23 protein-coding genes are annotated in these 24,660 nt (G+C 73.1%); 20 read left to right on the top strand and 3 right to left on the bottom strand.

Features of this window, described 5'->3' with window-relative positions; genetic code table 11:
* Positions 1-2: 2 nt before the first annotated feature.
* The 18 genes from ABFY07_RS16495 (at position 3) to ABFY07_RS16415 (ending at position 20,961) form a co-directional block, all read left to right on the top strand.
* Entirely contained in the window at positions 3-1,517 is a 1,515-nt protein-coding gene (locus ABFY07_RS16495; protein ID WP_346175226.1) for an anthranilate synthase component I, read from the top strand.
* A gap of 139 nt (positions 1,518-1,656) precedes the next feature.
* A complete protein-coding gene (locus ABFY07_RS16490; RefSeq protein WP_346175225.1) occupies positions 1,657-2,337 on the top strand; it encodes a TIGR02234 family membrane protein in 681 nt (226 codons plus the stop codon).
* Between the two features lie 131 nt (positions 2,338-2,468).
* On the top strand, positions 2,469-2,705 hold the full coding sequence (locus tag ABFY07_RS16485; RefSeq protein WP_346175224.1) for an HGxxPAAW family protein: 237 nt from the start codon (positions 2,469-2,471) through the stop codon (positions 2,703-2,705).
* 134 nt (positions 2,706-2,839) lie between these two features.
* Positions 2,840-3,253, top strand: a complete 414-nt coding sequence (locus ABFY07_RS16480) for a DUF2752 domain-containing protein (RefSeq protein ID WP_346175223.1) — start codon at positions 2,840-2,842, stop codon at positions 3,251-3,253.
* A 201-nt stretch (positions 3,254-3,454) separates the two neighbouring features.
* A complete protein-coding gene (trpC, locus tag ABFY07_RS16475; RefSeq protein ID WP_346175222.1) occupies positions 3,455-4,264 on the top strand; it encodes an indole-3-glycerol phosphate synthase TrpC in 810 nt (269 codons plus the stop codon).
* 10 nt (positions 4,265-4,274) lie between these two features.
* On the top strand, positions 4,275-4,442 hold the full coding sequence (trpM, locus tag ABFY07_RS43145; protein WP_428836938.1) for a tryptophan biosynthesis modulator TrpM: 168 nt from the start codon (positions 4,275-4,277) through the stop codon (positions 4,440-4,442).
* A 201-nt stretch (positions 4,443-4,643) separates the two neighbouring features.
* On the top strand, positions 4,644-5,876 hold the full coding sequence (trpB, locus tag ABFY07_RS16470) for a tryptophan synthase subunit beta (protein ID WP_346175221.1): 1,233 nt from the start codon (positions 4,644-4,646) through the stop codon (positions 5,874-5,876).
* The gene (gene trpA, locus ABFY07_RS16465; protein ID WP_346175220.1) at positions 5,876-6,685 is read left to right on the top strand and encodes a tryptophan synthase subunit alpha; all 810 of its coding nucleotides are present in this window, start codon (positions 5,876-5,878) and stop codon (positions 6,683-6,685) included. The genes trpB and trpA overlap by 1 nt, the downstream gene beginning before the upstream one ends.
* 56 nt (positions 6,686-6,741) lie before the next feature.
* The gene (locus tag ABFY07_RS16460; RefSeq protein ID WP_346175219.1) at positions 6,742-7,503 is read left to right on the top strand and encodes a DsbA family protein; all 762 of its coding nucleotides are present in this window, start codon (positions 6,742-6,744) and stop codon (positions 7,501-7,503) included.
* A gap of 70 nt (positions 7,504-7,573) precedes the next feature.
* Positions 7,574-8,572 (top strand): prolipoprotein diacylglyceryl transferase, encoded by a 999-nt coding sequence (gene lgt, locus ABFY07_RS16455; RefSeq protein ID WP_346175218.1) that lies wholly within the window; start codon positions 7,574-7,576, stop codon positions 8,570-8,572.
* Between the two features lie 172 nt (positions 8,573-8,744).
* Entirely contained in the window at positions 8,745-9,476 is a 732-nt protein-coding gene (locus ABFY07_RS16450) for a VIT1/CCC1 transporter family protein (protein ID WP_346175217.1), read from the top strand.
* A gap of 296 nt (positions 9,477-9,772) precedes the next feature.
* Positions 9,773-14,317, top strand: coding sequence for a glutamate synthase large subunit (gltB, locus tag ABFY07_RS16445; protein ID WP_346175216.1), 4,545 nt, complete (start codon positions 9,773-9,775; stop codon positions 14,315-14,317).
* Positions 14,310-15,770 carry a glutamate synthase subunit beta gene (locus ABFY07_RS16440; protein WP_346175215.1) on the top strand — a complete coding sequence of 487 codons (1,461 nt, stop codon included), beginning with the start codon at positions 14,310-14,312 and terminating at the stop codon, positions 15,768-15,770. Before gltB ends, ABFY07_RS16440 begins: the two co-directional genes overlap by 8 nt.
* Positions 15,771-15,958: 188 nt before the next feature.
* Entirely contained in the window at positions 15,959-16,405 is a 447-nt protein-coding gene (locus tag ABFY07_RS16435; RefSeq protein ID WP_346175242.1) for a GntR family transcriptional regulator, read from the top strand.
* Positions 16,402-17,334 (top strand): ABC transporter ATP-binding protein, encoded by a 933-nt coding sequence (locus tag ABFY07_RS16430; protein WP_346175214.1) that lies wholly within the window; start codon positions 16,402-16,404, stop codon positions 17,332-17,334. The genes ABFY07_RS16435 and ABFY07_RS16430 overlap by 4 nt, the downstream gene beginning before the upstream one ends.
* Positions 17,331-18,374, top strand: coding sequence for a translation initiation factor IF-2 (locus tag ABFY07_RS16425; RefSeq protein WP_346175213.1), 1,044 nt, complete (start codon positions 17,331-17,333; stop codon positions 18,372-18,374). The genes ABFY07_RS16430 and ABFY07_RS16425 overlap by 4 nt, the downstream gene beginning before the upstream one ends.
* Positions 18,371-19,417, top strand: a complete 1,047-nt coding sequence (locus ABFY07_RS16420; RefSeq protein ID WP_346175212.1) for a transporter — start codon at positions 18,371-18,373, stop codon at positions 19,415-19,417. Before ABFY07_RS16425 ends, ABFY07_RS16420 begins: the two co-directional genes overlap by 4 nt.
* A 56-nt stretch (positions 19,418-19,473) precedes the next feature.
* Positions 19,474-20,961, top strand: a complete 1,488-nt coding sequence (locus ABFY07_RS16415) for a glycosyltransferase family 39 protein (protein ID WP_346175211.1) — start codon at positions 19,474-19,476, stop codon at positions 20,959-20,961.
* 52 nt (positions 20,962-21,013) lie between these two features.
* On the opposite strand, the gene ABFY07_RS16410 is transcribed toward ABFY07_RS16415, so the two are convergent.
* Both ABFY07_RS16410 and ABFY07_RS16405 read right to left on the bottom strand, forming a co-directional pair.
* Positions 21,014-21,487, bottom strand: coding sequence for a PPOX class F420-dependent oxidoreductase (locus ABFY07_RS16410; RefSeq protein WP_065958502.1), 474 nt, complete (start codon positions 21,485-21,487; stop codon positions 21,014-21,016).
* A gap of 35 nt (positions 21,488-21,522) precedes the next feature.
* Positions 21,523-22,455: a hypothetical protein gene (locus ABFY07_RS16405; protein WP_346175210.1), complete on the bottom strand. Its 933-nt coding sequence runs from the start codon at positions 22,453-22,455 to the stop codon at positions 21,523-21,525.
* Between the two features lie 160 nt (positions 22,456-22,615).
* Between ABFY07_RS16405 and ABFY07_RS16400 the strand changes: the two genes are divergently transcribed.
* Positions 22,616-23,449: a S1 family peptidase gene (locus tag ABFY07_RS16400; protein ID WP_346175209.1), complete on the top strand. Its 834-nt coding sequence runs from the start codon at positions 22,616-22,618 to the stop codon at positions 23,447-23,449.
* Between the two features lie 64 nt (positions 23,450-23,513).
* Here the strand turns inward: ABFY07_RS16400 and ABFY07_RS16395 are convergent, their stop codons facing one another.
* Complete coding sequence (locus ABFY07_RS16395; protein ID WP_346175208.1) at positions 23,514-23,891, bottom strand: VOC family protein; 378 nt, start codon at positions 23,889-23,891, stop codon at positions 23,514-23,516.
* Positions 23,892-24,159: 268 nt separating this feature from the next.
* Here ABFY07_RS16395 and ABFY07_RS16390 point away from each other — a divergent pair, with 268 nt between their 5' ends.
* Positions 24,160-24,468 carry a chorismate mutase gene (locus ABFY07_RS16390; protein WP_065958616.1) on the top strand — a complete coding sequence of 103 codons (309 nt, stop codon included), beginning with the start codon at positions 24,160-24,162 and terminating at the stop codon, positions 24,466-24,468.
* Positions 24,469-24,660: the final 192 nt, after the last annotated feature.

Genomic DNA, 24,660 nt, shown 5'->3' with positions numbered 1-24,660 from the left:
CCATGACCCAGGGTGCGCACACGATGGACCTCGAGACCTTCCGCAAGCTGGCGGCCGACCGCCGCGTCATCCCCGTCAGCCGCCGGCTGCTCGCGGACGGCGACACCCCGGTCGGGCTCTACCGCAAACTGACCGCCGAACGCCCCGGCACCTTCCTCCTGGAGTCCGCCGAGAACGGCCGGTCCTGGTCCCGCTACTCCTTCATCGGCGTACGCAGCGCCGCCACCCTCACCGAGCGCGACGGCCGCGCGCACTGGCTGGGCACCCCGCCCGTCGGCGTGCCCACCGACGGCGACCCGCTCCAGGCGCTGCGCGCCACCATCGAGACCCTGCACACCCCCCGCGACCTCGGGGGACTGGTCCAGCTGCCGCCCTTCACCGGCGGCATGGTCGGCTACCTCGGCTACGACATCGTGCGCCGGCTGGAGAAGATCGGCGAGAGCGGCCGGGACGAGCTGGGGCTGCCCGAGCTGACCATGCTGCTCACCTCGGACCTGGCCGTACTCGACCACTGGGACGGCACCGTCCTGCTGATCGCCAACGCGATCAACCACAACGACCTCGACACGGGCGTCGACGAGGCGTACGCGGACGCCGTGGCGCGGCTGGACGCGATGACCGCCGACCTCGCCCGGCCCGTCCCCACGGACCCCACCGCCCTGCCGGCCTCCGAGCTGCCCGAGTACACGGCCCGGTGGGGCGGGGCCGACTTCATGGCGGCCGTGGAGGACGTCAAGGAGCGCATCCGCGCCGGCGAGGCGTTCCAGGTCGTGCCCTCCCAGCGGTTCGAGACCCCCTGCGGGGCCAGTGCCCTGGACGTCTACCGCGTGCTGCGGGCCACCAACCCGAGCCCGTACATGTACCTCTTCCGCTTCGACGGGTTCGATGTCGTGGGCTCCAGTCCGGAAGCGCTGGTCAAGGTCGAGGACGGCCGGGCGATGGTGCACCCGATCGCCGGTACGCGCCCCCGCGGCGCCACTCCGCGCGAGGACGCCGCCCTCGCCGACGAGCTCCTCGCCGACCCCAAGGAGCGGGCCGAGCACCTCATGCTCGTCGACCTCGGGCGCAACGACCTGGGCCGGGTCTGCGAGCCCGGCAGCGTCGAGGTCGTCGACTTCATGTCGATCGAGCGCTACAGCCACGTCATGCACATCGTCTCCACGGTCACCGGCCGGCTCGCCGAGGGCCGCACCGCCTTCGACGTGCTCACCGCCTGCTTCCCCGCGGGCACCCTCTCCGGCGCGCCCAAGCCGCGCGCCATGCAGATCATCGAGGAGCTGGAGCCGAGCCGCCGCGGCCTGTACGGCGGGTGCGTGGGATACCTCGACTTCGCCGGCGACTCCGACACCGCCATCGCCATCCGTACCGCGCTGCTGCGGGACGGCACGGCGTATGTGCAGGCCGGGGCGGGGATCGTCGCGGACTCCGACCCGGCGGCGGAGGACGCGGAGTGCCGGAACAAGGCGGCGGCGGTGCTGCGGGCCGTGCACACGGCGGGGCGGCTGGAGCGGGGCTGACGTCCGGGGCCGCTGCCGCGGGTCGACGTTCCGGGGCGCCGTTCCCGGACGTACGGGTGACACCCGCACCGAAGCATCGAATCAGGCATTCCGTATCCCCGCGGCGGGCTTGTCCGAGCCGTGGGGGATAGTGGTACGCGTGAGTGCAGCAGCCGTACCCCAGCCCCGGGCCCACCATGAGCCCACCGCCTCAGCCGCGCGCGGCCGCAGACGCAGCCTCGGCGTCGCCCTGCTGTCCGGGGCGCTCGGCGCCGCGCTCGTGCTGCTGGCCACCAGCCGCACCTGGGCCAAGGGCACGGCCGCGGTCGCCAAGGGCACCCTGCCGCAGCATGCGAACGGTGACGACATCACCGGGCTGCCCGGGGCGCTGGCGGTCGTCGGCCTCGCCGCGCTGGTCGCGGTGTTCGCCGTCAACCGCGTCGGGCGCTGGGTCGTCTCCGGGCTGCTGACCCTCAGCGGGGCGGGCATCGTGGTCAGCTCGGTGCTGGGCGCCTCCGACAAGGCGGCGCTCGAGGAGAAGGCGTCCCAGGCGACCGGCCTGGCCGACAGCGCCATCCACGACGTCGCGTACACCCCGTGGCCCTGGGTCGCCATGGGAGGCGGGGCGCTGCTGCTGCTCGCCGGCGTGCTCGCCCTGGGCTACGGCCGCCACTGGCCCGCCATGTCCGGCCGGTACGAGCGTGCGGGCGACAGCGGCAAGGGCGGCGGCGGGAGCCGCGGGGCGGGCCGCGCGCGGCGCGGTGGCGCGGCGCCGGACCCGGAGCGGCCCGAGGAGCTGTGGAAGGCCCTCGACCGCGGAGAGGACCCGACGGAGGCCTGAGCGTCCCGGCCGGGCACCCCTGATGGAGCGGACCCCCGCTCACGGCGGTTTCGGCCGTCGGGGACAATGTCCTGGGAGCGTTCGCCCCGCGCGCCCGGGACCCGGGGGCAGTAGAGCAACGAGGAGTATTCATGGCGGGTAACAACCACGGACACACCCCGGCCGCCTGGACCGGCGTCACCATCGCCTTCATCGGCTTCTGTGTCGCCGCCGCGTTCATCGTGCTGGCCAACCCGATCGGCTTCTGGGCGGGCATGGTCGTGGTGGTCCTCGGCGGCGTCGTCGGTGCGGCGATGCGCGCGGCCGGGCTCGGGCAGGCGCCGAAGCGGCAGCCGCAGGCCCAGCCACAGGCGCAGACCCAGCAGTGAGCCGGGGGCGGGGCTGAGGCGACCCGCCTGATCCGCCTCGAGGCGCGGCGCGGGGCCCGGGCGTACGGCCGTACGGCGGCAGATACGCGGGCCCTGAGCTGCGCCTTCGCGTATCCGCCGCGAGACTCGGCGATGTGACCGAGAACCGGCCCGTGCGGCGGCTGGCCGCGCCCCTGGGGGTGCTCGCGGCGGTCGTGGGCGCCTTCGCCTTCGTGGGGCTCGTCGACCCGAACGAGCCGGGCCACTACCCGGCGTGCCCGCTGCTGAGGCTCACCGGCCTGTACTGCCCCGGCTGCGGCGGGCTGCGCGGCGCGTACGCGGTCGCCCACGGGGAGCCGCTCACCGCGCTCGGGGCCAACGCGCTCGCTGTCCTCGGCTATCTCGGCTTCCTCGCCGTCTGGCTGCGCTGGTTCCTGGACCGCGCGCGGGGGAGCACGGCGGGGCCGGTGGTGCCGCTGCGGGCCGCGCACGGGTGGCTGATCGGCGGGGCGGTTCTCGGCTTCACCGTTATCCGGAACCTCCCCTTCGGAAGTTTTCTCGCCCCGTGACCGTTGAAGATGAAGGCGGCCGTCGGTTCCGTACCGGTCCCGGCGGCGGCCGGGGGCGCTGGTCCGCGTCAACCGGATGCGAGACCTCGGTCCTCCGGCAGATACCATCGCAGTGCCTGGTGAATCGGTCGCGTCCCCGTGGACGCCCGCTGCGCCAGTAGTGATCAGAAGCTCCATCCCGTCCGGAAGGGGGCCGCTCGCGTGAGTGTGCTCGACGAGATCATCGACGGAGTCCGTGCCGACCTCGCGGAGCGGCAGGCGCGCGTCACCCTCGACGAGCTCAAGGAGCGGGCCGCGAGGGCACCCCAGGCCAAGGACGGGGTCGCCGCGCTCAAGGGCGACAGTGTCAAGGTGATCTGCGAGGTCAAGCGGTCCAGCCCGTCCAAGGGCGCGCTCGCCGCGATCGCCGACCCGGCCGGGCTCGCCGCCGACTACGAGGCGGGCGGCGCGGCCGTCATCAGCGTGCTCACCGAGCAGCGGCGGTTCGGCGGCTCGCTGGCCGACCTGGAGGCCGTCCGCGCGAAGGTCGACATCCCGGTGCTGCGGAAGGACTTCATCGTCACCTCCTACCAGCTCTGGGAGGCGCGGGCGTACGGCGCGGACGTCGCCCTGCTGATCGTCGCCGCGCTGGACCAGCCGGCGCTGGTCTCGCTCATCGAGCGCGCCGAGTCGATCGGGCTGACGCCGCTGGTCGAGGTGCACGACGAGGACGAGGTCGAGCGGGCGGTGGACGCCGGGGCGCGGGTGATCGGCGTCAACGCGCGGAACCTGAAGACGCTCCAGGTGGACCGGGGGACCTTCGCGCGGGTCGCGCCGGAGATCCCGGACCACATCGTGAAGGTCGCGGAGTCGGGCGTGCGCGGCCCGCACGACCTGATCGCGTACGCGAACGACGGCGCGGACGCCGTGCTGGTGGGCGAGTCGCTGGTCACCGGCCGGGACCCGAAGGGCGCGGTCGCGGACCTGGTCGCGGCGGGAGCGCACCCCGCGCTGCGGCACGGGCGGGACTGAGGCCTTCTCCATGGACACGTACGCGCGCTTGGCCCGGGGGTGCCGCCCCCGTGGCTGTCGTGCGCCCGCGAGGCGGGTGCGGGGACGGCGCGTGCGGTACCACATCGGCTGCGAGCCGGGGCAGATCAATGGGCGCCGATGGCGTGAGGCGCTGGTGCCGCGCGGGGCGCGCGGGTAGCTCCCGGCCGGGTGCGGCTCCCTTGGCGAGTCGACCGGTGGTGAGTCGGCCGGTGGCGAGTCGACCGGTGCTGGATCGGCCGGTGGTGAGCCGGTCGGCGCTCATGCGTGGCGATCTTCGTCATTTGTCCGTTATGACGTCTGGGGCGGTCGCCCCGATGTGATGTTTCGGGGCGTGCGCCCCGACTGAGGAGTACGTCAGATGCCGTCTGACTTCTTTGTCCCGGACCCCGAGGGTCATCTCCCCAGCGCCGAGGGGTATTTCGGCGCGTTCGGCGGTCAGTTCATCCCCGAGGCGCTGGTCTCCGCCGTCGGCGAGGTCGCCGCCGAGTACGACAAGCTGAAGGCCGACCCGACGTTCGCCGCCGAGCTCGAGGACCTGCTGGTCAACTACGCGGGGCGGCCCAGCGCGCTGACCGAGGCGCCCCGGTTCGCCGAGCACGCCGGCGGCGCGCGGATCTTCCTCAAGCGCGAGGACCTCAACCACACCGGCTCCCACAAGATCAACAACGTGCTGGGCCAGGTGCTGCTCGCCAAGCGCATGGGCAAGACCCGGGTGGTCGCCGAGACCGGCGCCGGGCAGCACGGCGTCGCCACGGCCACCGGGTGTGCCCTGTTCGGGCTCGAGTGCGTCATCTACATGGGCGAGATCGACACCGAGCGGCAGGCGCTCAACGTCGCCCGGATGCGGATGCTGGGCGCCGAGGTCATCGCCGTGAAGACCGGCAGCCGGACGCTCAAGGACGCGATCAACGAGGCGTTCCGCGACTGGGTGGCCCATGTGGACCGCACCCACTACCTGTTCGGCACCGCCGCCGGGCCGCACCCGTTCCCGGCGCTGGTGCGCGACTTCCACCGGGTGATCGGCGTGGAGGCGCGGCGGCAGATCCTGGAGCGGGTCGGCCGGCTGCCGGACGCCGTCGCGGCGTGCGTCGGGGGCGGGTCCAACGCCATCGGGCTGTTCCACGCCTTCCTGCCGGACGACTCCGTGCGGCTGTTCGGCTTCGAGCCGGCCGGGCACGGCCTGGAGACCGGGGAGCACGCGGCCACGCTGACCAAGGGGGACCCGGGGATCCTGCACGGCTCCCGGTCCTATGTGCTGCAGGACGAGGACGGGCAGATCGTGGAGCCGTACTCGATCTCGGCCGGTCTGGACTACCCGGGGGTGGGCCCGGAGCACGCCTATCTGAAGGACGTGGGGCGGGCCGAGTACCGGGCCGTCACCGACGACGCGGCCATGGAGGCGCTGCGGCTGCTGTCCCGGACCGAGGGCATCATCCCGGCGATCGAGAGCGCGCACGCCCTGGCGGGGGCGCTCGAGCTGGGGCGTGAGCTCGGGAGCGACGGGCTGCTGCTGGTGAATCTGTCGGGCCGTGGCGACAAGGACATGGACACGGCGGCGCGGTATTTCGGGCTCTACGAGGGAGAGAAGTGATGAGCGCAGAGCTGCTGGGGTCCGTGCTCGCCAAGGCCGGGGCGGAGGGGCGCGCCGCGCTCATCGGCTATATGCCGGCCGGCTATCCGACCGTGGACGGCGCGGTGCGCGCCATGACGGCGATGGTCGAGGGCGGCTGCGATGTGATCGAGGTCGGGCTGCCGTACAGCGACCCGGTGCTGGACGGCCCGGTCATCCAGACCGCCGACGACATCGCCCTGCGGGGCGGGGTGCGCATCCGCGATGTGATCCGTACGGTCGGCGAGGTCCACGAGCGGACCGGGGCGCCCGTGCTGTGCATGACGTACTGGAACCCGGTCGACCGGTACGGGGCCGAGCGGTTCGCCGCCGATCTGGCGGCGGCCGGCGGCGCGGGCTGCATCCTGCCGGACCTGCCGGTCCAGGAGTCGGAGGGATGGCGGAAGGCCGCCGAGCAGCACGGCCTCGCCACGGTCTTCGTGGTGGCGCAGAGCACCGGCGACGAGCGGCTGGCGAGGATCACCGCGGCGGGCAGCGGCTTTGTGTACGCGGCCTCGATCATGGGCGTCACCGGCACCCGCGATTCGGTGGGGGAGGGGGCGCGGGAGCTGGTGGAGCGCACCCGCGCGACGACCGACCTGCCGGTGTGCGTGGGGCTCGGGGTGTCCAACGCCGGGCAGGCCGCCGAGGTGGCCGAGTACGCGGACGGCGTCATCGTCGGGACGGCCTTCGTCCGGCGGCTGATGGACGCCGAGGACCTGGAGTCGGGGATCGCGGCCGTGCGCGCCCTGGCGGGTGAGCTGGCGGAGGGAGTCCGCGTCGCTCGTTAGGGGGAATACGGGGCGGAGGGGCTCAGCGGGGCTCCTCCGCCTCGTTAGGCGAGGGCGTGAGCGAGAAAAACCGTGAGGGGAAGCGCAGCGCCCGGGAGCGGCTGCGGGAACAGCGAGAGAAGGAGCGGCTCCGCGCCAGGCGCAGGCGCACCATGGGCGTGGCCGGGGCTGTGGTGGCCGTGCTCGGGGTGGCCGCGGGCGTGGGCATGGTCGCCTCGAAGAGCGGCGAGGACTCGTCGGGGAAGTCCGGGAGCCGGGCGGTCGCGCCCCGCGGCGCGGCGGGCACGGTGATCACCTCCGGGAAGGCGGGCGCGAAGAAGACGCTGACCGTCTACGAGGACTTCCGCTGCCCCGGCTGCAAGCAGTTCGAGGACGTCTTCCGCACGACCGTGCACCGGCTCCAGGACAAGGGGCGGATGAAGGTGCGCTACCACCTGGTGACGATCATCGACGGGAACATGGGCGGCACCGGCTCGCTCCACGCGGCGAACGCGGCGGCCTGCGCACAGGACGCCGGGAAGTTCCGGGCGTACCACGACGTGCTCTACAAGAACCAGCCCCCGGAGACCGAGGACGCGTACGCGAACAAGTCGAAGCTGATCAAGCTGGCGGGCAAGGTCCCGGGGCTGGACACCCGGACCTTCCGCAGGTGTGTGGAGGACGGCCGGCACGACGGGTGGGTGCGGAAGTCCAACGCCGCCTTCACCCGCTCGGGCTACAACAGCACACCGACCATCCTGCTGGACGGGAAGGCGGTCTACGGCGACCCGGACAAGCCGCTGAGCCCGCGGAAGCTCAAGCGGATGGTGACCAAGTAGCTCGTTATGCAGCCGTTGTGGCGGGTGGGTTGCCGCATCCGCCGCCCGGCAGGGTAGCGTCGACTTCGACATGGACCTCGCATACATTCCCAGCCCGTCGTCCGGCGTGATCTATCTCGGCCCGATCCCGCTGCGCGGCTATGCCTTCTGCATCATCATCGGTGTCTTCGTGGCGGTCTGGCTCGGCGGGCGGCGCTGGGTCGCCCGCGGCGGCCGGGTCGGCACGGTCGCCGACATCGCCGTGTGGGCGGTGCCCTTCGGGCTCGTCGGTGGTCGGCTGTACCACGTCATCACCGACTACGAGCTGTACTTCACCGACGGTCGCGACTGGGTGGACGCCTTCAAGATCTGGGAGGGCGGCCTCGGGATCTGGGGCGCGATCGCGATGGGCGCGCTCGGCGCCTGGATCGGCTGCCGGCGCCGGGGCATCCCGCTCCCGGCGTATGCCGACGCGGTCGCGCCGGGGATCGCCTTCGCCCAGGCGATCGGCCGCTGGGGCAACTGGTTCAACCAGGAGCTGTACGGCAAGCGGACCGATGTGCCGTGGGCGCTGAAGATCGACGCCGACCCGGGGATAGGGCGGGTGGCCGGGACGTACCAACCGACGTTCCTGTACGAGTCGCTGTGGTGCGTGGGCGTGGCGCTGCTGGTGATCTGGGCGGACCGGAAGTTCAAGCTGGGGCACGGCCGGGCGTTCGCGCTGTATGTCGCCGCGTACACGGTGGGCCGCTTCTGGGTGGAGTACCTGCGGGTGGACACCGCCCATCATGTGCTGGGCCTGCGGCTGAACAACTGGACGGCGGTCGCCGTCTTCCTGGCGGCGGTGGTCTACTTCGTGCTCTCCGCGAAGAGGTCCCCCGGGCGCGAGGAGGTCGTGGAGCCCGCCGCCGTGGCCGAGGCCGGGGAGGGCGAGGACGGCGGCGAGCCGGCCCGCGCGGAGAGCGGCGAGGACGGAACCCAGGCGAAGGCCGGAACCAAGGCGAAGGGCGAGGCCGAGGCGAGGAGCGAGGCCAAGGCGGACGGTGAGGCGAAGGCCGGGCCCGCCGAGCCGGCCGAGCAGTCCAAGTAGTTTCCGAGCCCCCCGAGGCCGCCGGACCCGCGAGGGTCCGGCGGTCTTCGCGTTTGCGCAGGTCAGCGAGGTAAGTTCGGCCTTCCTTGCTGGCGGCGGCAGGGAATTCGCGCGTACCTTCGAGCTGTTGGGTCGAGGGCGGCCATGCCCGCACACCCCCGAAGGGAGCACCATGTCGGTCATCGAGGGCACCGAACAACCTCACATCGCGCACCGCGACAACCACACCCACCGCGATGTGAACGGCGGCTGGCTGCGCCCCGCCGTGTTCGGCGCCATGGACGGTCTCGTGTCCAATCTCGCCCTGATGACCGGCGTCGCCGGCGGCTCCATGGACCGGCAGACCATCGTGATCACCGGCCTGGCCGGGCTGGCGGCCGGCGCGTTCTCGATGGCCGCCGGGGAGTACACCTCCGTGGCCTCCCAGCGCGAGCTGGTGGAGGCCGAGCTGGAGGTCGAGCGGATCGAGCTGCGCAAGCACCCGGTGGACGAGCTGGAGGAGCTGGCCGCGCTGTACGAGTCGCGGGGCGTGGAGCCGAAGCTGGCGCGCCAGGTGGCCGAGCAGTTGTCGAGGGACCCGGAGCAGGCGCTGGAGATACACGCCCGCGAGGAGCTGGGCGTCGACCCGGACGACCTGCCGTCGCCGCTGGTCGCCGCGGTGTCCTCGTTCGGCTCGTTCGCGCTGGGCGCCCTGCTGCCGGTGCTGCCGTATCTGCTGGGGGCCACCGCGCTGTGGCCGGCCGTGGTACTGGCGCTGATCGGGCTGTTCGCGTGCGGTGCGGTGGTGGCGCGGGTGACCGCCCGTAGCTGGTGGTTCAGCGGGCTGCGGCAGCTGGCGCTGGGTGGCGCGGCCGCCGGTGTGACATATGCCCTGGGCACACTCTTCGATACCGCGGTGGGTTGATTTACCATACGGCGAGCCGCAAGATTACGCCGTTACCCGACGGTTTCAATCCGTTTACCGGCGGGCATAACGCCGTAGCGCCGTGGGCAGCGTCGCCCGCTTCGCGCTGACGGCGGGGTGATCGTTTGATCCCCCTTGCCTCACTTCATCCCTCGTGCACGTTGTCCGCATGGTGGAACGAGCTATCCACTTCTCGGGATCCGACTCATCATGTAACCTGCACGAAAATTTCTTGGCGGAGGGCCAGCGTCGTCCCTCGGCACACCCACATGCCGTAGACGACGACGGGAGAGCCGATGCGTTCCGCGTCCCACCCCGCCCGACAGGGGATGTACGACCCGCGCGATGAGCACGACGCCTGTGGCGTCGGCTTCGTGGCGACCCTCACCGGCGAGGCCAGCCATGAGCTCGTGGAGCAGGCTCTGACCGTCCTGCGCAACCTCGAGCACCGCGGGGCCACCGGTTCCGAGCCGGACTCCGGTGACGGCGCGGGCATCCTGGTGCAGGTCCCCGACGCCTTCCTGCGGGAGAGCGTCAGCGGCTTCGAGCTCCCCGAGGCCGGCTCGTACGCCGTGGGCATCGCCTTCCTCCCGGACGGGGAGGCCGAGGGCGCCGCCGGCCACATCGAGCGCCTCGCCGCCGAGGAGGGCCTGACCGTCCTCGGCTGGCGCGAGGTCCCGGTCGCCCCCGAGCTGCTGGGCAACGGCGCGCGCGCCACCATGCCCGCCTTCCGCCAGCTCTTCGTCACCGACGGCGCCAGCAGCGGGCTCGCCCTGGACCGCAAGGCGTTCGTGCTGCGCAAGCGCGCCGAGCGGGAGGCCGGGGTCTACTTCCCGTCGCTGTCCTCGCGCACCCTGGTCTACAAGGGGATGCTGACCACCGGCCAGCTGGAGCCGTTCTTCCCCGACCTGTCCGACCGCCGCTTCGCCACCGCGATCGCGCTGGTCCACTCACGCTTCTCCACCAACACCTTCCCGAGCTGGCCGCTGGCCCACCCGTACCGCTTCGTCGCCCACAACGGCGAGATCAACACGGTCAAGGGCAACCGCAACTGGATGCGCGCCCGGGAGTCGCAGCTGGTCAGCGACCTGTTCGGGGACAAGGGCCTGGAGCGGATCTTCCCGATCTGCACCCCCGACGCCTCCGACTCCGCGACCTTCGACGAGGTCCTGGAGCTGCTCCACCTCGGCGGCCGCTCGCTGCCGCACAGCGTGCTGATGATGGTCCCCGAGGCCTGGGAGAACCACCCCTCCATGGACCCGGCGCGGCGCGCCTTCTACCAGTACCACTCCACGCTGATGGAGCCCTGGGACGGCCCGGCCTGCGTCACCTTCACCGACGGCACCCAGGTCGGCGCGGTCCTGGACCGCAACGGCCTGCGGCCCGGGCGCTACTGGGTCACCGACGACGGCCTGGTCGTACTGGCCTCCGAGGTCGGCGTCCTGGACATCGACCCGGCCAAGGTGGTGCGCAAGGGCCGGCTCCAGCCGGGCCGGATGTTCCTGGTCGACACCGCCGAGCACCGCATCATCGAGGACGACGAGATCAAGGCCGCGCTCGCCGCCGAGCAGCCGTACGGCGACTGGCTGGACGCGGGCCTGATCGACCTGGCCGACCTGCCCGAGCGTGAGCACATCGTGCACACCCACGCCTCGGTTACCCGCCGCCAGCAGACCTTCGGCTACACCGAGGAGGAGCTGCGGGTCATCCTGGCCCCGATGGCCAAGACCGGCGCCGAGCCGATCGGCTCGATGGGCACCGACTCCCCGATCGCCGCCCTCTCCGAGCGGCCGCGGCTGCTGTTCGACTACTTCACCCAGCTGTTCGCGCAGGTCACCAACCCGCCGCTGGACGCCATCCGCGAGGAGTTGGTCACCTCGCTGATCTCCTCGCTGGGCCCGCAGGGCAATCTGCTGGAGCCGACCCCGGCCTCCTGCCGCAGCGTCACCCTGCCCTTCCCGGTGATCGACAACGACGAGCTGGCCAAGCTCATCCACATCAACGCCGACGGCGACATGCCGGGCCTGAAGGCCGCCACCCTCTCGGGCCTGTACCGGGTCGGCGGGGGCGGCGAGGCGCTGGCCGCGCGGCTGGCGGAGATCTGTGCGGAGGCCGACGCCGCCATCGAGGACGGCGCCCGGCTGATCGTGCTCTCCGACCGCCACTCGGACGCCGAGCACGCCCCGATCCCCTCCCTGCTGCTCACCTCCGCCGTCCACCACCACCTCATCCGCACCAAGCAGCGCACCCAGGTGGGCCTGCTGGTCGAGGCGGGCGACGTCCGCGAGGTGCACCATGTCGCGCTGCTGATCGGCTACGGCGCCGCGGCCGTCAACCCCTACCTGGCCATGGAGTCCGTCGAGGACCTGGTCCGCGCCGGTACCTTCTTGCCGGGCCTCGAGGCCGAGACCGCGATCCGCAACCTGATCAAGGCGCTCGGCAAGGGCGTGCTCAAGGTGATGTCCAAGATGGGCATCTCCACCGTGGCCTCCTACCGCGGCGCGCAGGTCTTTGAGGCCGTCGGCCTGGACGAGGCCTTCGTGGACAGCTACTTCCACGGCACCGCCACCAAGATCGGCGGCGCGGGCCTGGACGTCGTCGCCCAGGAGGTCGCCGCCCGGCACGCCAAGGCGTACCCCGCCTCCGGCGTCCCCTCCGCCCACCGGGCGCTGGAGATCGGCGGCGAGTACCAGTGGCGCCGCGAGGGCGAGCCGCACCTCTTCGACCCCGAGACGGTCTTCCGGCTCCAGCACTCCACCCGCTCCCGGCGCTTCGACATCTTCAAGAAGTACACCGAGCGGGTGAACGAGCAGTCCGAGCGGCTGATGACGCTGCGCGGCCTGTTCGCCTTCAAGAGCGACCGGCCCTCGATCCCCCTCGAGGAGGTCGAGCCCGCCAGTGAGATCGTCAAGCGCTTCTCCACCGGCGCCATGTCGTACGGCTCCATCTCCCAGGAGGCGCACGAGACCCTGGCCATCGCCATGAACCGGCTGGGCGCCAAGTCCAACACCGGCGAGGGCGGCGAGGACCCGGAGCGCCTGTACGACCCGGAGCGCCGCTCGGCGATCAAGCAGGTGGCCTCCGGCCGCTTCGGCGTCACCAGCGAGTACCTGGTCAACTCCGACGACATCCAGATCAAGATGGCGCAGGGCGCCAAGCCCGGCGAGGGCGGCCAGCTGCCCGGCCACAAGGTCTACCCGTGGGTGGCCAGGACCCGGCACTCCACCCCGGGCGTCGGCCTGATCTCCCCGCCGCCGCACCACGACATCTACTCCATCGAGGACCTCGCCCAGCTCATCCACGACCTGAAGAACGCCAACCCGAAGGCGCGCATTCACGTCAAGCTGGTCTCCGAGGTCGGGGTCGGCACCGTGGCCGCGGGCGTCTCCAAGGCGCACGCCGACGTGGTGCTGATCTCCGGTCACGACGGCGGCACCGGCGCCTCCCCGCTCACCTCGCTCAAGCACGCGGGCGGCCCCTGGGAGCTCGGCCTGGCCGAGACCCAGCAGACGCTGCTGCTCAACGGCCTGCGCGACCGCATCGTGGTGCAGACCGACGGTCAGCTGAAGACCGGCCGCGACGTGGTGATCGCCGCGCTGCTCGGCGCGGAGGAGTTCGGCTTCGCGACCGCCCCGCTGGTGGTCTCCGGCTGCGTGATGATGCGCGTGTGCCACCTGGACACCTGCCCGGTCGGCATCGCCACCCAGAACCCGGTGCTGCGCGAGCGGTTCAGCGGCAAGCCGGAGTTCGTGGTGAACTTCTTCGAGTTCATCGCCGAGGAGGTCCGCGAGCTGCTGGCCGAGCTGGGCTTCCGCACCCTCGACGAGGCCGTCGGCCACGCCGAGCTGCTGGACACCGCCCGGGCCGTGGCGCACTGGAAGGCGCAGGGGCTGGACCTCGCCCCGCTGCTGTACGTCCCCGACCTGCCCGAGGGCGCGGCGCGCCACCAGGTGGTGGGCCAGGACCACGGCCTGGAGAAGGCGCTGGACAACCAGCTGATCAAGCTCGCGGCCGACGCGCTGAACGCGGAGAGCGCCGAGGCGGCCCAGCCGGTCCGCGCCCAGGTCGCGATCCGCAACATCAACCGGACCGTGGGTACCATGCTCGGCCACGAGGTGACCCGGAAGTTCGGTGGCGCGGGCCTGCCCGAGGACACCGTCGACATCACCTTCACCGGCTCGGCCGGCCAGTCCTTCGGGGCGTTCCTGCCGCACGGCGTCACCCTGCGGCTGGAGGGCGACGCCAACGACTACGTCGGCAAGGGCCTGTCCGGCGGCCGGGTGATCGTCCGCCCGGACCGGGGCGCCGACCACCTGGCCGAGTACTCGACCATCGCGGGCAACACCCTCGCCTACGGCGCCACCGGCGGCGAGATGTTCCTGCGCGGCAGCGTCGGCGAGCGGTTCTGCGTCCGCAACTCGGGCGCGACCGTGGTCTCCGAGGGCGTGGGCGACCACGGCTGCGAGTACATGACCGGCGGCCGGGCCGTGGTGCTCGGCCCGACCGGCCGCAACTTCGCGGCGGGCATGTCCGGGGGCATCGCCTACGTCGTCGACCTGGACCGGGACAACGTCAACGCCGGCAACCTCGATGCGATCGAGCCGCTCGACGACGCCGACCAGCGGTGGCTGCACGACGTGGTGCGCCGCCACCACGAGGAGACCGGCTCCACCGTCGCGGGCACCCTGCTCGCCGACTGGGACGCCGCCCTCACCCGCTTCAGCAAGATCATCCCCACCACGTACAAGGCAGTGCTCGCCGCCAAGGACGCCGCCGAGCGAGCCGGGCTCTCCGAGTCCGAGACCACCGAGAAGATGATGGAGGCGGCGACCAATGGCTGATCCCAAGGGCTTTCTGACCACGGACCGCGAGGTCGCCAGGACCCGCCCGGTGGCCGAGCGCGTCAAGGACTGGAACGAGGTCTACGTCCCCGGCTCGCTGCTGCCGATCATCAGCAAGCAGGCCGGCCGCTGCATGGACTGCGGCATCCCGTTCTGCCACAACGGCTGTCCGCTCGGAAACCTGATCCCCGAGTGGAACGACTACGCCTACCGCGAGGACTGGCGGGAGGCCAGCGAGCGGTTGCACGCGACCAACAACTTCCCCGAGTTCACCGGGCGGCTGTGCCCCGCCCCGTGCGAGGCCGCGTGCGTGCTGGGCATCAACCAGCCCGCGGTGACCATCAAGAACGTCGAGGTCACCATCATCGACAAGGCATGGGAGACGGGCGACGTCACCCCGCAGCCGCCCGAGCGGCTGTCCGGCAAGACCGTCGCCGTCATCGGCTCCGGGCCGGCCGGACTGGCCGCCGCCCAGCAGCTGACCCGGGCCGGCCACACGGTCGCGGTGTACGAGCGCGCCGACCGCATCGGCGGGCTGCTGCGCTACGGCATCCCCGAGTTCAAGATGGAGAAGCGCCACATCAACCGGCGCATCGAGCAGATGCGCGCGGAGGGCACCAAGTTCCGCACCGGTGTGGAGATCGGCCGCGACATCGACGCCGCCAAGCTGCGCAAGCGCTACGACGCCGTGGTCATCGCGGCCGGCGCCACCACCGCCCGCGACCTGCCGGTGCCCGGGCGCGAGCTCAAGGGCGTCCACCAGGCCATGGAGTACCTGCCGCTGGCCAACAAGGTGCAGGAGGGCGACTACGTCACCGCCCCGATCAGCGCCGAGGGCAAGCACGTGGTGGTGATCGGCGGCGGCGACACCGGCGCCGACTGCGTCGGCACCGCCCACCGCCAGGGCGCCGCCTCGGTCACCCAGCTGGAGATCATGCCGCGGCCGGGCGAGGAGCGCTCCCCGGCCCACCCCTGGCCGACCTTCCCGATGCTCTACAAGGTCACCTCGGCCCACGAGGAGGGCGGCGAGCGGGTCTACTCCGTCTCCACCACCCACTTCGAGGGCGACGAGGACGGCAATGTGCAGTGGCTCCACCTGATCGAGGTGGAGTTCAAGGACGGCAAGCTCGAGCAGAAGCCGGGCACCGAGCGGAAGATCCCGGCCCAGCTGGTCACCCTGGCCATGGGCTTCACCGGCACCGACCAGGAGAACGGCCTGGTCAGGCAGTTCGGCCTGGAGCTGGACGCGCGCGGCAACATCGCCCGCGACGCGGACTTCGCCACCAACGTGGACGGCGTCTTCGTGGCCGGCGACGCGGGCCGCGGCCAGTCGCTGATCGTGTGGGCCATCGCCGAGGGCCGCTCGGCCGCCCGCGGCGTGGACCGCTACCTGGCCGGGACCAGCGCCCTGCCCGCCCCGATCCGCCCGACGGACCGCGCCCTGACCGTCTGACCCCACCCTCAGGCGCTCCCCGAGACTCCGCCCGTACAACGGCGTACGGAACGGTGCACGGCGCCCGCCCCCTCCCGACCGGGGGCGGGCGCCGTGTGTTGTCCGCGCCCCCACCCGCCCGCCTTGACATTGCCCGGAGACCATCACACCATCATTCCACTAACTGATTAGTGAAAGGGTGGTGGTGGCTGGTGGAATACCGCATCGACCGCCGCAGCGGCATCGCCACCTACCTCCAGATCGTCCAGCAGACCAAGCAGGCGCTGCGCCTGGGACTGCTCCAGCCTGGGGACCGGCTGCCCACGGCCAAGGAGGTCGTCGCGGCCACCGCCATCAACCCGAACACCGTCCTGAAGGCCTACCGGGAACTGGAGCGCGAGGGCCTGGTCGAGCCGCGGCCCGGCCTCGGCACCTTCGTACGGCGCTCCCTGGCCCGCCCCGGCGCGGCCGCCGACTCGCCGCTGCGCGCCGAACTGGCCGCCTGGACGGACCGGGCGCGCGCCGCCGGTCTCGACCGCGAGGACATCGCCGCGCTCATCGCCTCCGTCCTCGACGAGCGCTTTCGCGACGACGACACCACCACCGCCCGCACCGCCACCGGCGAGAGCACGGTCCGAAACGGGGAGAACGGGTGACCCACCGACACGATCCCTCCACCGCCCTGGAGGCCACCGGGCTGGGCAAGAGATACCGGCGCGGCTGGGCCCTGCGGGACGTCTCCTTCCGGCTGCCCGCCGGGCGGATCTGCGCCCTGGTCGGCCCCAACGGCTCGGGCAAGAGCACCCTGCTGTCCCTGGCCGCGGACCTGCTCGCGCCGACCACCGGGACCGTACGGGTCTTCGGCGCCGACCCGAGGTCGGCCGAGGCCCGGCGGCGCGTCGCCTTCGTCGCCCAGGACAAGCCCCTCTACCCGCGCTTCACCGTCGCCGAGACCCTCCGCCTGGGCCGCGAGCTCAACCCCGGCTGGGACCAGGCCGCCGCCGAGCGCTTCGTCGCCGAGGCCGAGGTGGAGCCGACCGCGCGCGTCGGCTCCCTCTCCGGCGGGCAGCGCACCTGCGTGGCCCTGGCCCTCGCCCTCGGCAAACGCGCCGACCTGCTGCTGCTCGACGAACCCATGTCCGACCAGGACCCGCTGCGCCGGCACCGGACGATGGGCGCCCTGATGGCCGAGGCCGCCGAACACGGCACCAGCGTGGTCATCTCCACCCATGTGCTCGCCGAACTCGACGGCGTCTGCGACTACCTGCTGCTGGTCGGCGGCGGCCGGATCCGCCTCGCGGGCGAGACCGACGCCCTCCAGTCCGCCCACCGCCTCGTCACCGGCCCGCGCGGCCCCCACGGCACGACACCCGCCGAGATCGCCCGCCACACCGTGGTCGAGGCCCGCGCGACGGGCCGTCAGCTCACCGCGCTGATACGCCCCCGGGGCGCCCCGGCCGAGGACGGCTGGATCGTCCGGGAACCCACCCTGGAGGAGGTCCTCCTCGGCTACCTGCGCGCCCCCGACGCCCCGCCGCTGCTCACGGCCGGAGCGCGTCCGGCCGCCCCGGAGGCCGGGGCGTGAACACGGTCCCGGCACGGCCCGCCGCGCCCCGCGAACACCCGCCCGTACGAGGGCTGCTGTGGCTGGTGGGGCGTCAGCACCGGGCCGCCCTCTGCGCGGGCCTCGTCCTGGTCGCGGCCGTCGCCGCGTACATCCTGTGGATGCGCGCCGACATGGTCGGCTATCTGCGGGCGCACGGCATCGAGGACTGCGCGCAGTGGCGCGCCGGCTGCGGGCCGCACTCCGAGGCGTACGCCCACGTCCACCGCGCCTACCGCGACCCGCTGCTGAACACCGGGCGGCTGATCCTCGCCCTGCCCGCGCTGGCCGGCGTCTTCCTCGGCGCCCCCCTGTTCGCCCGCGAACTGGAGAGCGGCACCTACCGGCTGATGTGGTCCCAGTCCGTCGGCCGGGTCCGCTGGGCCGTCGCCAAGCTCGCGCTGCCCGCCGCCGCCGTGCTGGCCGGCACCACCGCCCTGTCCGCCCTCTACACCTGGTGGTGGCGGGCCGCCCGGCTCGCGCTGCCGGACGTCGCCTGGGGCACCGCCGTGCCCTTCGACACCACGGGCCCGGCGCAGGTGGCCCTCGCCGCGCTGCTCTTCTTCCTCGGCGCGGCGATCGGACTGCTGCTGCCGCGCACCCTGCCCGCCATGGCCGCCACCCTGGCGGCCGGCGCCGGCGCCCAGTACGGCCTGGACACCCTGCGCCCGCACCTCATGCCACGCACCACCGTGGTCTCCGACGCCACCGGCGACTTCGGGCGCGTCCCCGACGAGGTCTTCCACACCTCCTGGCGCGGCGGGCCCCTGGGACAGCTCACCCCCTCCGGGGCGAAGATCCCGCTGGAGCGCTGCCTGTCCGCCGACGGCGGCAGCGGCACGGAGAACTGCCTCGCCCGGCTCGGCGCCACCCGGCGGGCGTACGAGGAACTGCACCCGGCGGGCCACTACTGGCCCCTCCAGTGGATCCAGGCCGGGATCTGCCTGTCCGCGGCCGCCGCGCTCGCCGCGTTCTGCGTGTGGTGGGTCCGGCGCCGACCCGCTGTGAAGGAGACGGCGTGACGACCGGAACCATCTCCCGCCCCGGCCCCCGCGCCACCGGCGCCGGCCCGGGCCCGCGCGGCCCGCTCTGGCTGGCCTGGCGCCGCCGGCGCGCCGCCCTGCTGGCGGGCGGCGTGCTCGTCCTCGCCCTCGCCGGATACCTCGCCCACCAGCGCACCGGAATGGCCGCCTTCGTCGCCGACCACCACCTGACCGGCTGCCGGCTGTGGCAGGACTGCGGGGGCAGGCGGGTGGGGTCCGAGAGCGACCGTCCCACCGCGCTGGCCCAGGCCTACAGCCACCTGGGGACGTATCGCACGCCGCTGCTCACCACCGGGCGGCTGATGCTCGCCCTCCCCGCCGTCATCGGGGCCTTCGTCGGCGCGCCCCTGGTCGCGCGCGAACTGGAGAGCGGCACCGCCACCGTCGTCTGGTCCCAGTCCGTCGACAGGAGGCGCTGGCTCCTCGCCACCCTCGCCGTCCCCGCCGCCGCCACCGTGGCCGCCACCACGCTGCTGGCCGCGCTGTTCACCTGGTGGTGGTGGCCCGACCGCGCCCTGTTCGACGGCGTCGCATGGGGCACCGCCGTGCCCTTCGACGCGGCCGGCCCGGCCCCCGTGGCGCTGTCCCTGCTGTCCCTCCTCCTCGGCACGGCCTGCGGACTGCTGCTCCGGCGGACCCTGCCCGCCATGGCCTGCGCCCTCACCCTCACCGCCGGCGCCCTGTACGGCCTCCAGTGGCTGCGCCCCCGGCTGCTGTCCCCGCACACCGCCACCGCGAACGCCGGCACCTACCCGGAGACGCCCGCCGACGCGTGGCGGCTCGACTCGGGCTACCTCACCCGGTCCGGCGGCCGGATCGCCGAGACCGGCTGCGACTCGATCGCCGACCCGGCCTCCCGCATGCGCTGCTTCGACCGCCACCACCTGCTCGCGCAGTACGCGGACTACCACCCCCTCGGCCACTTCTGGCCCCTCCAGTGGATACAGGCGGGCATCTGCCTGGCCGCGGCCGCCGCGCTCGCCGCCTTCTGCCTGTGGTGGATCGGGCGCCGACGGGGCTGACCCGCGACCGCCCGCCGGCCCCCTCCGCCGTCCGCTCCGATCGGAGTCCCCTTCCCATGGCCCGCTCGCCCGCCCTCGACACCGCCCCGGGCCTCCCGCGCACCCGCCCCGGGACCGGGCCCCGGCCGCCCCGCCGCCCGGGGCGCGCCGCCGTCGCGCTGGCCCCGGCCGGGCTGACGCTGGCGCTCGGCCTGTGGGGGATCCGCCGCGGAAACAGCATGTGGCGGGACGAGTCGACGACCTATCAGGTCGCCCACCGCTCCGTCGCCCAGATCGTGCGTCTGCTCGGCGACGCCGATGTCGCCCACGGCGTGTACTACCTGCTGATGCACGGCCTCTTCGCCCTGTGGGACGGCGGGCTGCTCGCGCTGCGGCTCCCCTCGGTGCTCGCCATGGCCGCGGCGGCCGCCGGGGTGGCGCTGCTCGGCCACCGGCTCGCGGGCCCACGGACCGGCCTGGCGGCCGGGACGGTCTTCTCGCTCGCCCCGGCGGTGCAGCGCTACGCGCAGGAGGGGCGCTCGTACGCCCTGGTCTGCGCCGCGGTCGTGGGGAGCACCCACCTGCTGCTCTCCGCCGTCGCCCGGCCCCGCAAGCGGACCTGGACCGGATACGCCGCCGCCGCGTCGGCGACCTGCCTGCTGCACGAGTTCGCGGTCCTGGCCGTGCTCGCGCACGGCGCCACGCTGCTCTGCGCCCGCGTCCCCGCGCCCGTCCGCTGGGCCTGGGCCAAGGCGGCGTCGGCCGTGGCCGTCGTCCTGGCCCCGCTGGCGACAGTCAGCCAGCAGCAGGCGGCGCTGGTGGGCTGGATAGCCTCCCCGGGCCCGCCCGAGCTGCTGGGCTTCGCGGCCCTGGCGCTGGTCGGGCTCGGCTGCGCCAAGGCCGCGCCGGCCGCGCCCGGCCCGCTCCCGCTGCCCGCCCTCGCGCTGCCCCTGCTGACTCTGCCGGGGGCCACGCTGCTGGCGGTGTCCTTCCTCCACCCGATCTACGTCGACCGGTACGTCCTCTACTCCTGCGCCGGGCTCGCGCTGCTCGCGGGCGCGGCGCTGGAGGCCGTACTGCGCGCCGTGCCGCGCCCGAGGGCCGCGGCCGCGGCGCTGGCCGCCGTCGCGGTGGCCGCTCTGCTGCCGTGCTCGATCCACCTGCGCACGCCGCAGAGCCGCCTGGACGACCCGATGGCCGCGGCGCGCGCCGTACGGGAGCTGACCAGGCCCGGCGACGGGGTGCTGTTCATGCCCGCCAGGCGGCGGGAGCCGATCCTGTCCAGCCCCGGGGAGTTCCGGGGCCTGCGGGAACTCGCCCTGGCCCGGCACGCGGTGGCCTCGGGCACCCTGCACGGCATCGAGCTGCCCGCGCCCCGCATCCGCGCCCGCATGCTGACCGCCGAGCGGATCGCCGCGGTGACCGACCCACCCGACCAGCCGCTGGACGACACCCCGCAGGAGCGGGTGAAACGCGAGGTGCTCGACCGGTACTTCCGCCGGTGCGCCCAGCGGGAGGTCCAGGGGATGGTGGTCGTCCTGTACGCCCGCCCCGGCCGCTGCTGACCCGGGCGCGGCAGGTCACGGGGCCCGCCGCGCCCGGCTCCTCACCCCTCGCTCACCCCTCGTCCTCCGCCAGGCGGGCGGGGAAGCCGCCGGTGGCGATCGGGCCCCAGCGCTCGGGGGTGATCCGGATCAGTGACTTGCCCTGCTTGACCATGGCGGCGCGGTACTCGTCCCAGTCCGGGTGCTCGCCCGCGATGTTGCGGTAGTACTCGACCAGCGGCTCCACGGACTCGGGGGTGTCGATCACCTCGGCGGTGCCGTCGATCTGGACCCACGGCCCGTTCCATTCGTCGGACAGCACGATCACGCTGACCGCCGGATCGCGCCGCGCGTTGCGGACCTTGGCGCGCTCGGGGTAGGTCGAGACCACGAGCCGCCCCGCGTCATCGACGCCGCATGTCAGGGGCGAGGCCTGGGGCGAGCCGTCGGCGCGGCGGGTCATCAGGACGGCGCGGTGGCGCGGCCGTACGAACTCCAGCAGCTCGTCGCGGCCGACCCGGGTGTTGGTGGCGATGGAGGGGCTCATGCGACCGAGCGTACGACGTCAGGAGCGTCGCGCGGTCAGGTGTCGCACTCCAGGACCGTGCGGCACAGCCCACAGCGGGCCCGCATCCTGCCGCGCACCGGGACCCGGATGCGCTGCCGGCAGGTCGGGCAGGGGAAGGAGACGCGCGGCGGGGAGCCGGTCTCGAAGGCGTACCCGGCCGCGCCGACCGCCGGCGGCGCCTCGGGGTCGCCCAGCGCCCAGCGACGGTCCCGCGCGTAGCGGCGGCGGCCCGCCCAGCCCGACGCGGCCAGCGGCGGCTGCCGCTCGTCGCGCCGGGCCACGGCCAGACCCTCGTCGTACGCCTCGTACGCCTGCGGGCTGGTGAACCAGACGGCGGGGTCCTCGCCGAACGCCAGGGCCCGCTTGGCCAGCACGTACCCGAACTCCTCCGGGGTCAGATAGCCGAGCTTCTGGCTGGAGACCGAGTCCTCGCGGTAGGCGTCGAGCAGCAGCCAGCCCGCGCCGAGGTACGCGGCGGTGGTGTCGGTGAGGATCTCGTTGTCGCGGGTGCCGGGGAACGCCAGGTCGAGCCGGTGCAGATAGACGTGGGTGACCTCGTGGGCGAGGGCCGCGCCGATGTCGCGGCGGTGGGTCTTGAAGCGGGAGTTGAGCTCGATGAAGTACTCCGGGCCGGCGGTCAGTTCGATGTTCGCGGCGTGTCGCATCTCGCGGAAGCTCACGATCACCCGGGCGTCCGGCAGCCGCAGGTGCCGCACCATGACCCGCGCGACGCGCTGGACGCCGAGATACAGGTCGTCCTGGTCGGAGAAGGCCACATCGCCGGGGGCCACGCTCAGCCCGTAGGTGCGCACCCCGTCGTACGACAGCCGCCGGTAGAGCGCGGTCAGCGCGGCCCGGACGGTCTCCAGGTGCGGAAAGCCGTGCTCGATGTCGCTGCCCGGTGCCCTCACACCGCCACCCCGTCCCCGCTGTTCGCCGTGCCCCATATTGTCACTTTACGGGCGTCCGCCCTGGCCGTGGCGCAGGCCGGGGCGCTCGGTGTGGCTGGAAAGCGCCCCTTGTCATGTCGTTCGAGCCGTCCGGATAATCGCAACGCACTTGGCATGAGCCTGGCAAGTGCCCCAACCCCCCACGAAAGGAATCCCGTTGCGGAACCTCCGGAAGCCCGTCAAGAGATCGGCCGCCGTCGGAGCGGTCGCTCTCGCCGCGTTCAGCCTGATGCCCGGCACCTCCCTGGCCCAGGCCAAGGGCGCCGAACCCAGCCCCTCCGTGGCTCAGGCCAAGAGCGCCGAGCCCGTCCCCTCCGTCGTGGGCGGCACCCGCGCCGCCCAGGGCGAATTCCCCTTCATGGTGCGGCTGTCCATGGGCTGTGGCGGCGCCCTCTACACCCAGGACATCGTGCTCACCGCCGCCCACTGCGTGTCCGGCAGCGGCGCGAACACCTCCATCACCGCCACCGCCGGCGTCGTGGACCTCCAGAGCTCCAGCGCCATCAAGGTCAAGTCCACCCGCGTGCTCCAGGCCCCGGGTTACAACGGCACCGGCAAGGACTGGGCACTGATCAAGCTCGCCAAGCCCATCAACCAGCCCACCCTCAAGATCGCCGAGACCACCGCCTACAACAAGGGCGACTTCACCGTCGCCGGCTGGGGCGCCGCCAGGGAAGGCGGCGCCCAGCAGCGCTACCTGCTCAAGGCCACCGTGCCGTTCGTCGACGACGCCACCTGCAAGACGGCGTACAGCGACCTCGTCGCGGGCGAGGAGATCTGCGCCGGGCTCATGGACACCGGCGGCGTCGACACCTGCCAGGGCGACTCCGGCGGCCCGATGTTCCGCAAGGACGAGGCCGGACAGTGGATCCAGGTCGGCATCGTCAGCTGGGGCGACGGCTGCGCCCGGCCCGGCAAGCCCGGCGTCTACACCGAGGTGAGCACCTTCGCCAAGGACATCAAGGCGGGCGCCACCCAGCTCGGCGGCTGACCCACCACTCGCGCCCCTGGCCCGTCGGCCAGGGGCGCGAACGCGTCGGCTCTGCCCGTACGCGTCAGCTCTGCCCGTAACAGAGGCAGAAGGGGTGCCCCGCCGGATCGCTGAACACCCGGAACCCGGACCGCTCCCCGCCGCTGTCGTACAGGAACGTCGCCCCCAGCGCGATCACCTCCACCTGAGCGCGCTCCACGTCTTCGATCGTGTCCACGTCGAAGTCCAGATGGAACTGCTGCGGATGGTCCGGGTCGGGCCAGCGCGGCGGCCTGTGGTCCGGGGCCGCCTGGAAGGCGAACCGCTGGCCCTCCGGAGAGGTGAGCGTCACCCACCCCGGGTCGCTCTCGTGCACCCGCCCGCCCAGGATCCCCGCGTAGAAGCGGGCCAGCGCGACGGGGTCGGGACAGTCGATGACGGTGCACTGCAGCTTCGCGATCACGAGCGTGAGCATAGGCGCCCCCAGAAACCCCGGCCCGGATGGAACCCACGGCTCCGTACCGCACTCCTCCACGGTGGAGGAGCTCAACCGGGGAGAGCACTCCGAGCGGTCGACCGCCTCCAGACCCTCACCCAACCCCCCACAGGGACCGGAGGCGGTCCCGCGACCCCCGCCCCGGCCACCCACTGGTCACCGGACCGCTCCGGGCCGCATAGGGTCACTGGTCATGAAGCACACCGAGACCGAGGGGACCGACGGGACCGCCGCCATGAGCACCAACGACGACATCGACGAGTCCGTCCGCGCCGAGCTGACCCGGCTGCGCGACTCCATCGACAACATCGACGCGGCCGTGGTCCACATGCTGGCCGAGCGCTTCAAGTGCACCCAGCAGGTCGGCTACCTCAAGGCCGCCCACAAACTCCCCCCGGCCGACCCCGCCCGGGAAGCCCGCCAGATCGAGCGCCTCCGCGACCTCGCGGAAAGCGCCAAGCTCGACCCGGCCTTCGCGGAGAAGCTCCTGAACTTCATCATCGCCGAGGTCATCCGCCACCACGAGACGATCGCGCGCTCGTAGGCGCGGCAGCGGGGAACGGGGGGCGGCGGGCGGCGCGGGCCCGGCGCGGCCGCGTGGCCCCGGTGTGCCCGCGACCGCCCGCGCCGCCCACGCCTGGGCCGGGACACACCACCACACGCCGGGCGCACCACCCCCCGGACCCGCGCGGAACCCCACCGCCCCGAGGAACCCCTTCCCACGCGTGTGACGCCC

The sequence above is a fragment of the Streptomyces sparsogenes subsp. cuspidosporus genome (assembly GCF_039532705.1).
GTDB classification, from domain to species: domain Bacteria; phylum Actinomycetota; class Actinomycetes; order Streptomycetales; family Streptomycetaceae; genus Streptomyces; species Streptomyces sparsogenes.
This window is presented reverse-complemented; position numbering and strand designations above follow the sequence as displayed.

Bases quoted from the DNA above. Each gene is read 5' to 3' on its own strand.
- trpM (WP_428836938.1), top strand. From the start codon at position 4,275: ATGGACACGTACGCGCGCTTGGCCCGGGGGTGCCGCCCCCGTGGCTGT.
- ABFY07_RS16415 (WP_346175211.1), top strand. From the start codon at position 19,474: ATGGCCCGCTCGCCCGCCCTCGACACCGCCCCGGGCCTCCCGCGCACC.
- trpA (WP_346175220.1), top strand. From the start codon at position 5,876: ATGAGCGCAGAGCTGCTGGGGTCCGTGCTCGCCAAGGCCGGGGCGGAG.
- trpB (WP_346175221.1), top strand. From the start codon at position 4,644: ATGCCGTCTGACTTCTTTGTCCCGGACCCCGAGGGTCATCTCCCCAGC.
- ABFY07_RS16440 (WP_346175215.1), top strand. From the start codon at position 14,310: ATGGCTGATCCCAAGGGCTTTCTGACCACGGACCGCGAGGTCGCCAGG.
- gltB (WP_346175216.1), top strand. From the start codon at position 9,773: ATGCGTTCCGCGTCCCACCCCGCCCGACAGGGGATGTACGACCCGCGC.
- lgt (WP_346175218.1), top strand. From the start codon at position 7,574: ATGGACCTCGCATACATTCCCAGCCCGTCGTCCGGCGTGATCTATCTC.
- ABFY07_RS16485 (WP_346175224.1), top strand. From the start codon at position 2,469: ATGGCGGGTAACAACCACGGACACACCCCGGCCGCCTGGACCGGCGTC.
- ABFY07_RS16390 (WP_065958616.1), top strand. From the start codon at position 24,160: ATGAGCACCAACGACGACATCGACGAGTCCGTCCGCGCCGAGCTGACC.
- ABFY07_RS16450 (WP_346175217.1), top strand. From the start codon at position 8,745: ATGTCGGTCATCGAGGGCACCGAACAACCTCACATCGCGCACCGCGAC.
- ABFY07_RS16405 (WP_346175210.1), bottom strand. From the start codon at position 22,455: ATGGGGCACGGCGAACAGCGGGGACGGGGTGGCGGTGTGAGGGCACCG.
- ABFY07_RS16410 (WP_065958502.1), bottom strand. From the start codon at position 21,487: ATGAGCCCCTCCATCGCCACCAACACCCGGGTCGGCCGCGACGAGCTG.
- ABFY07_RS16495 (WP_346175226.1), top strand. From the start codon at position 3: ATGACCCAGGGTGCGCACACGATGGACCTCGAGACCTTCCGCAAGCTG.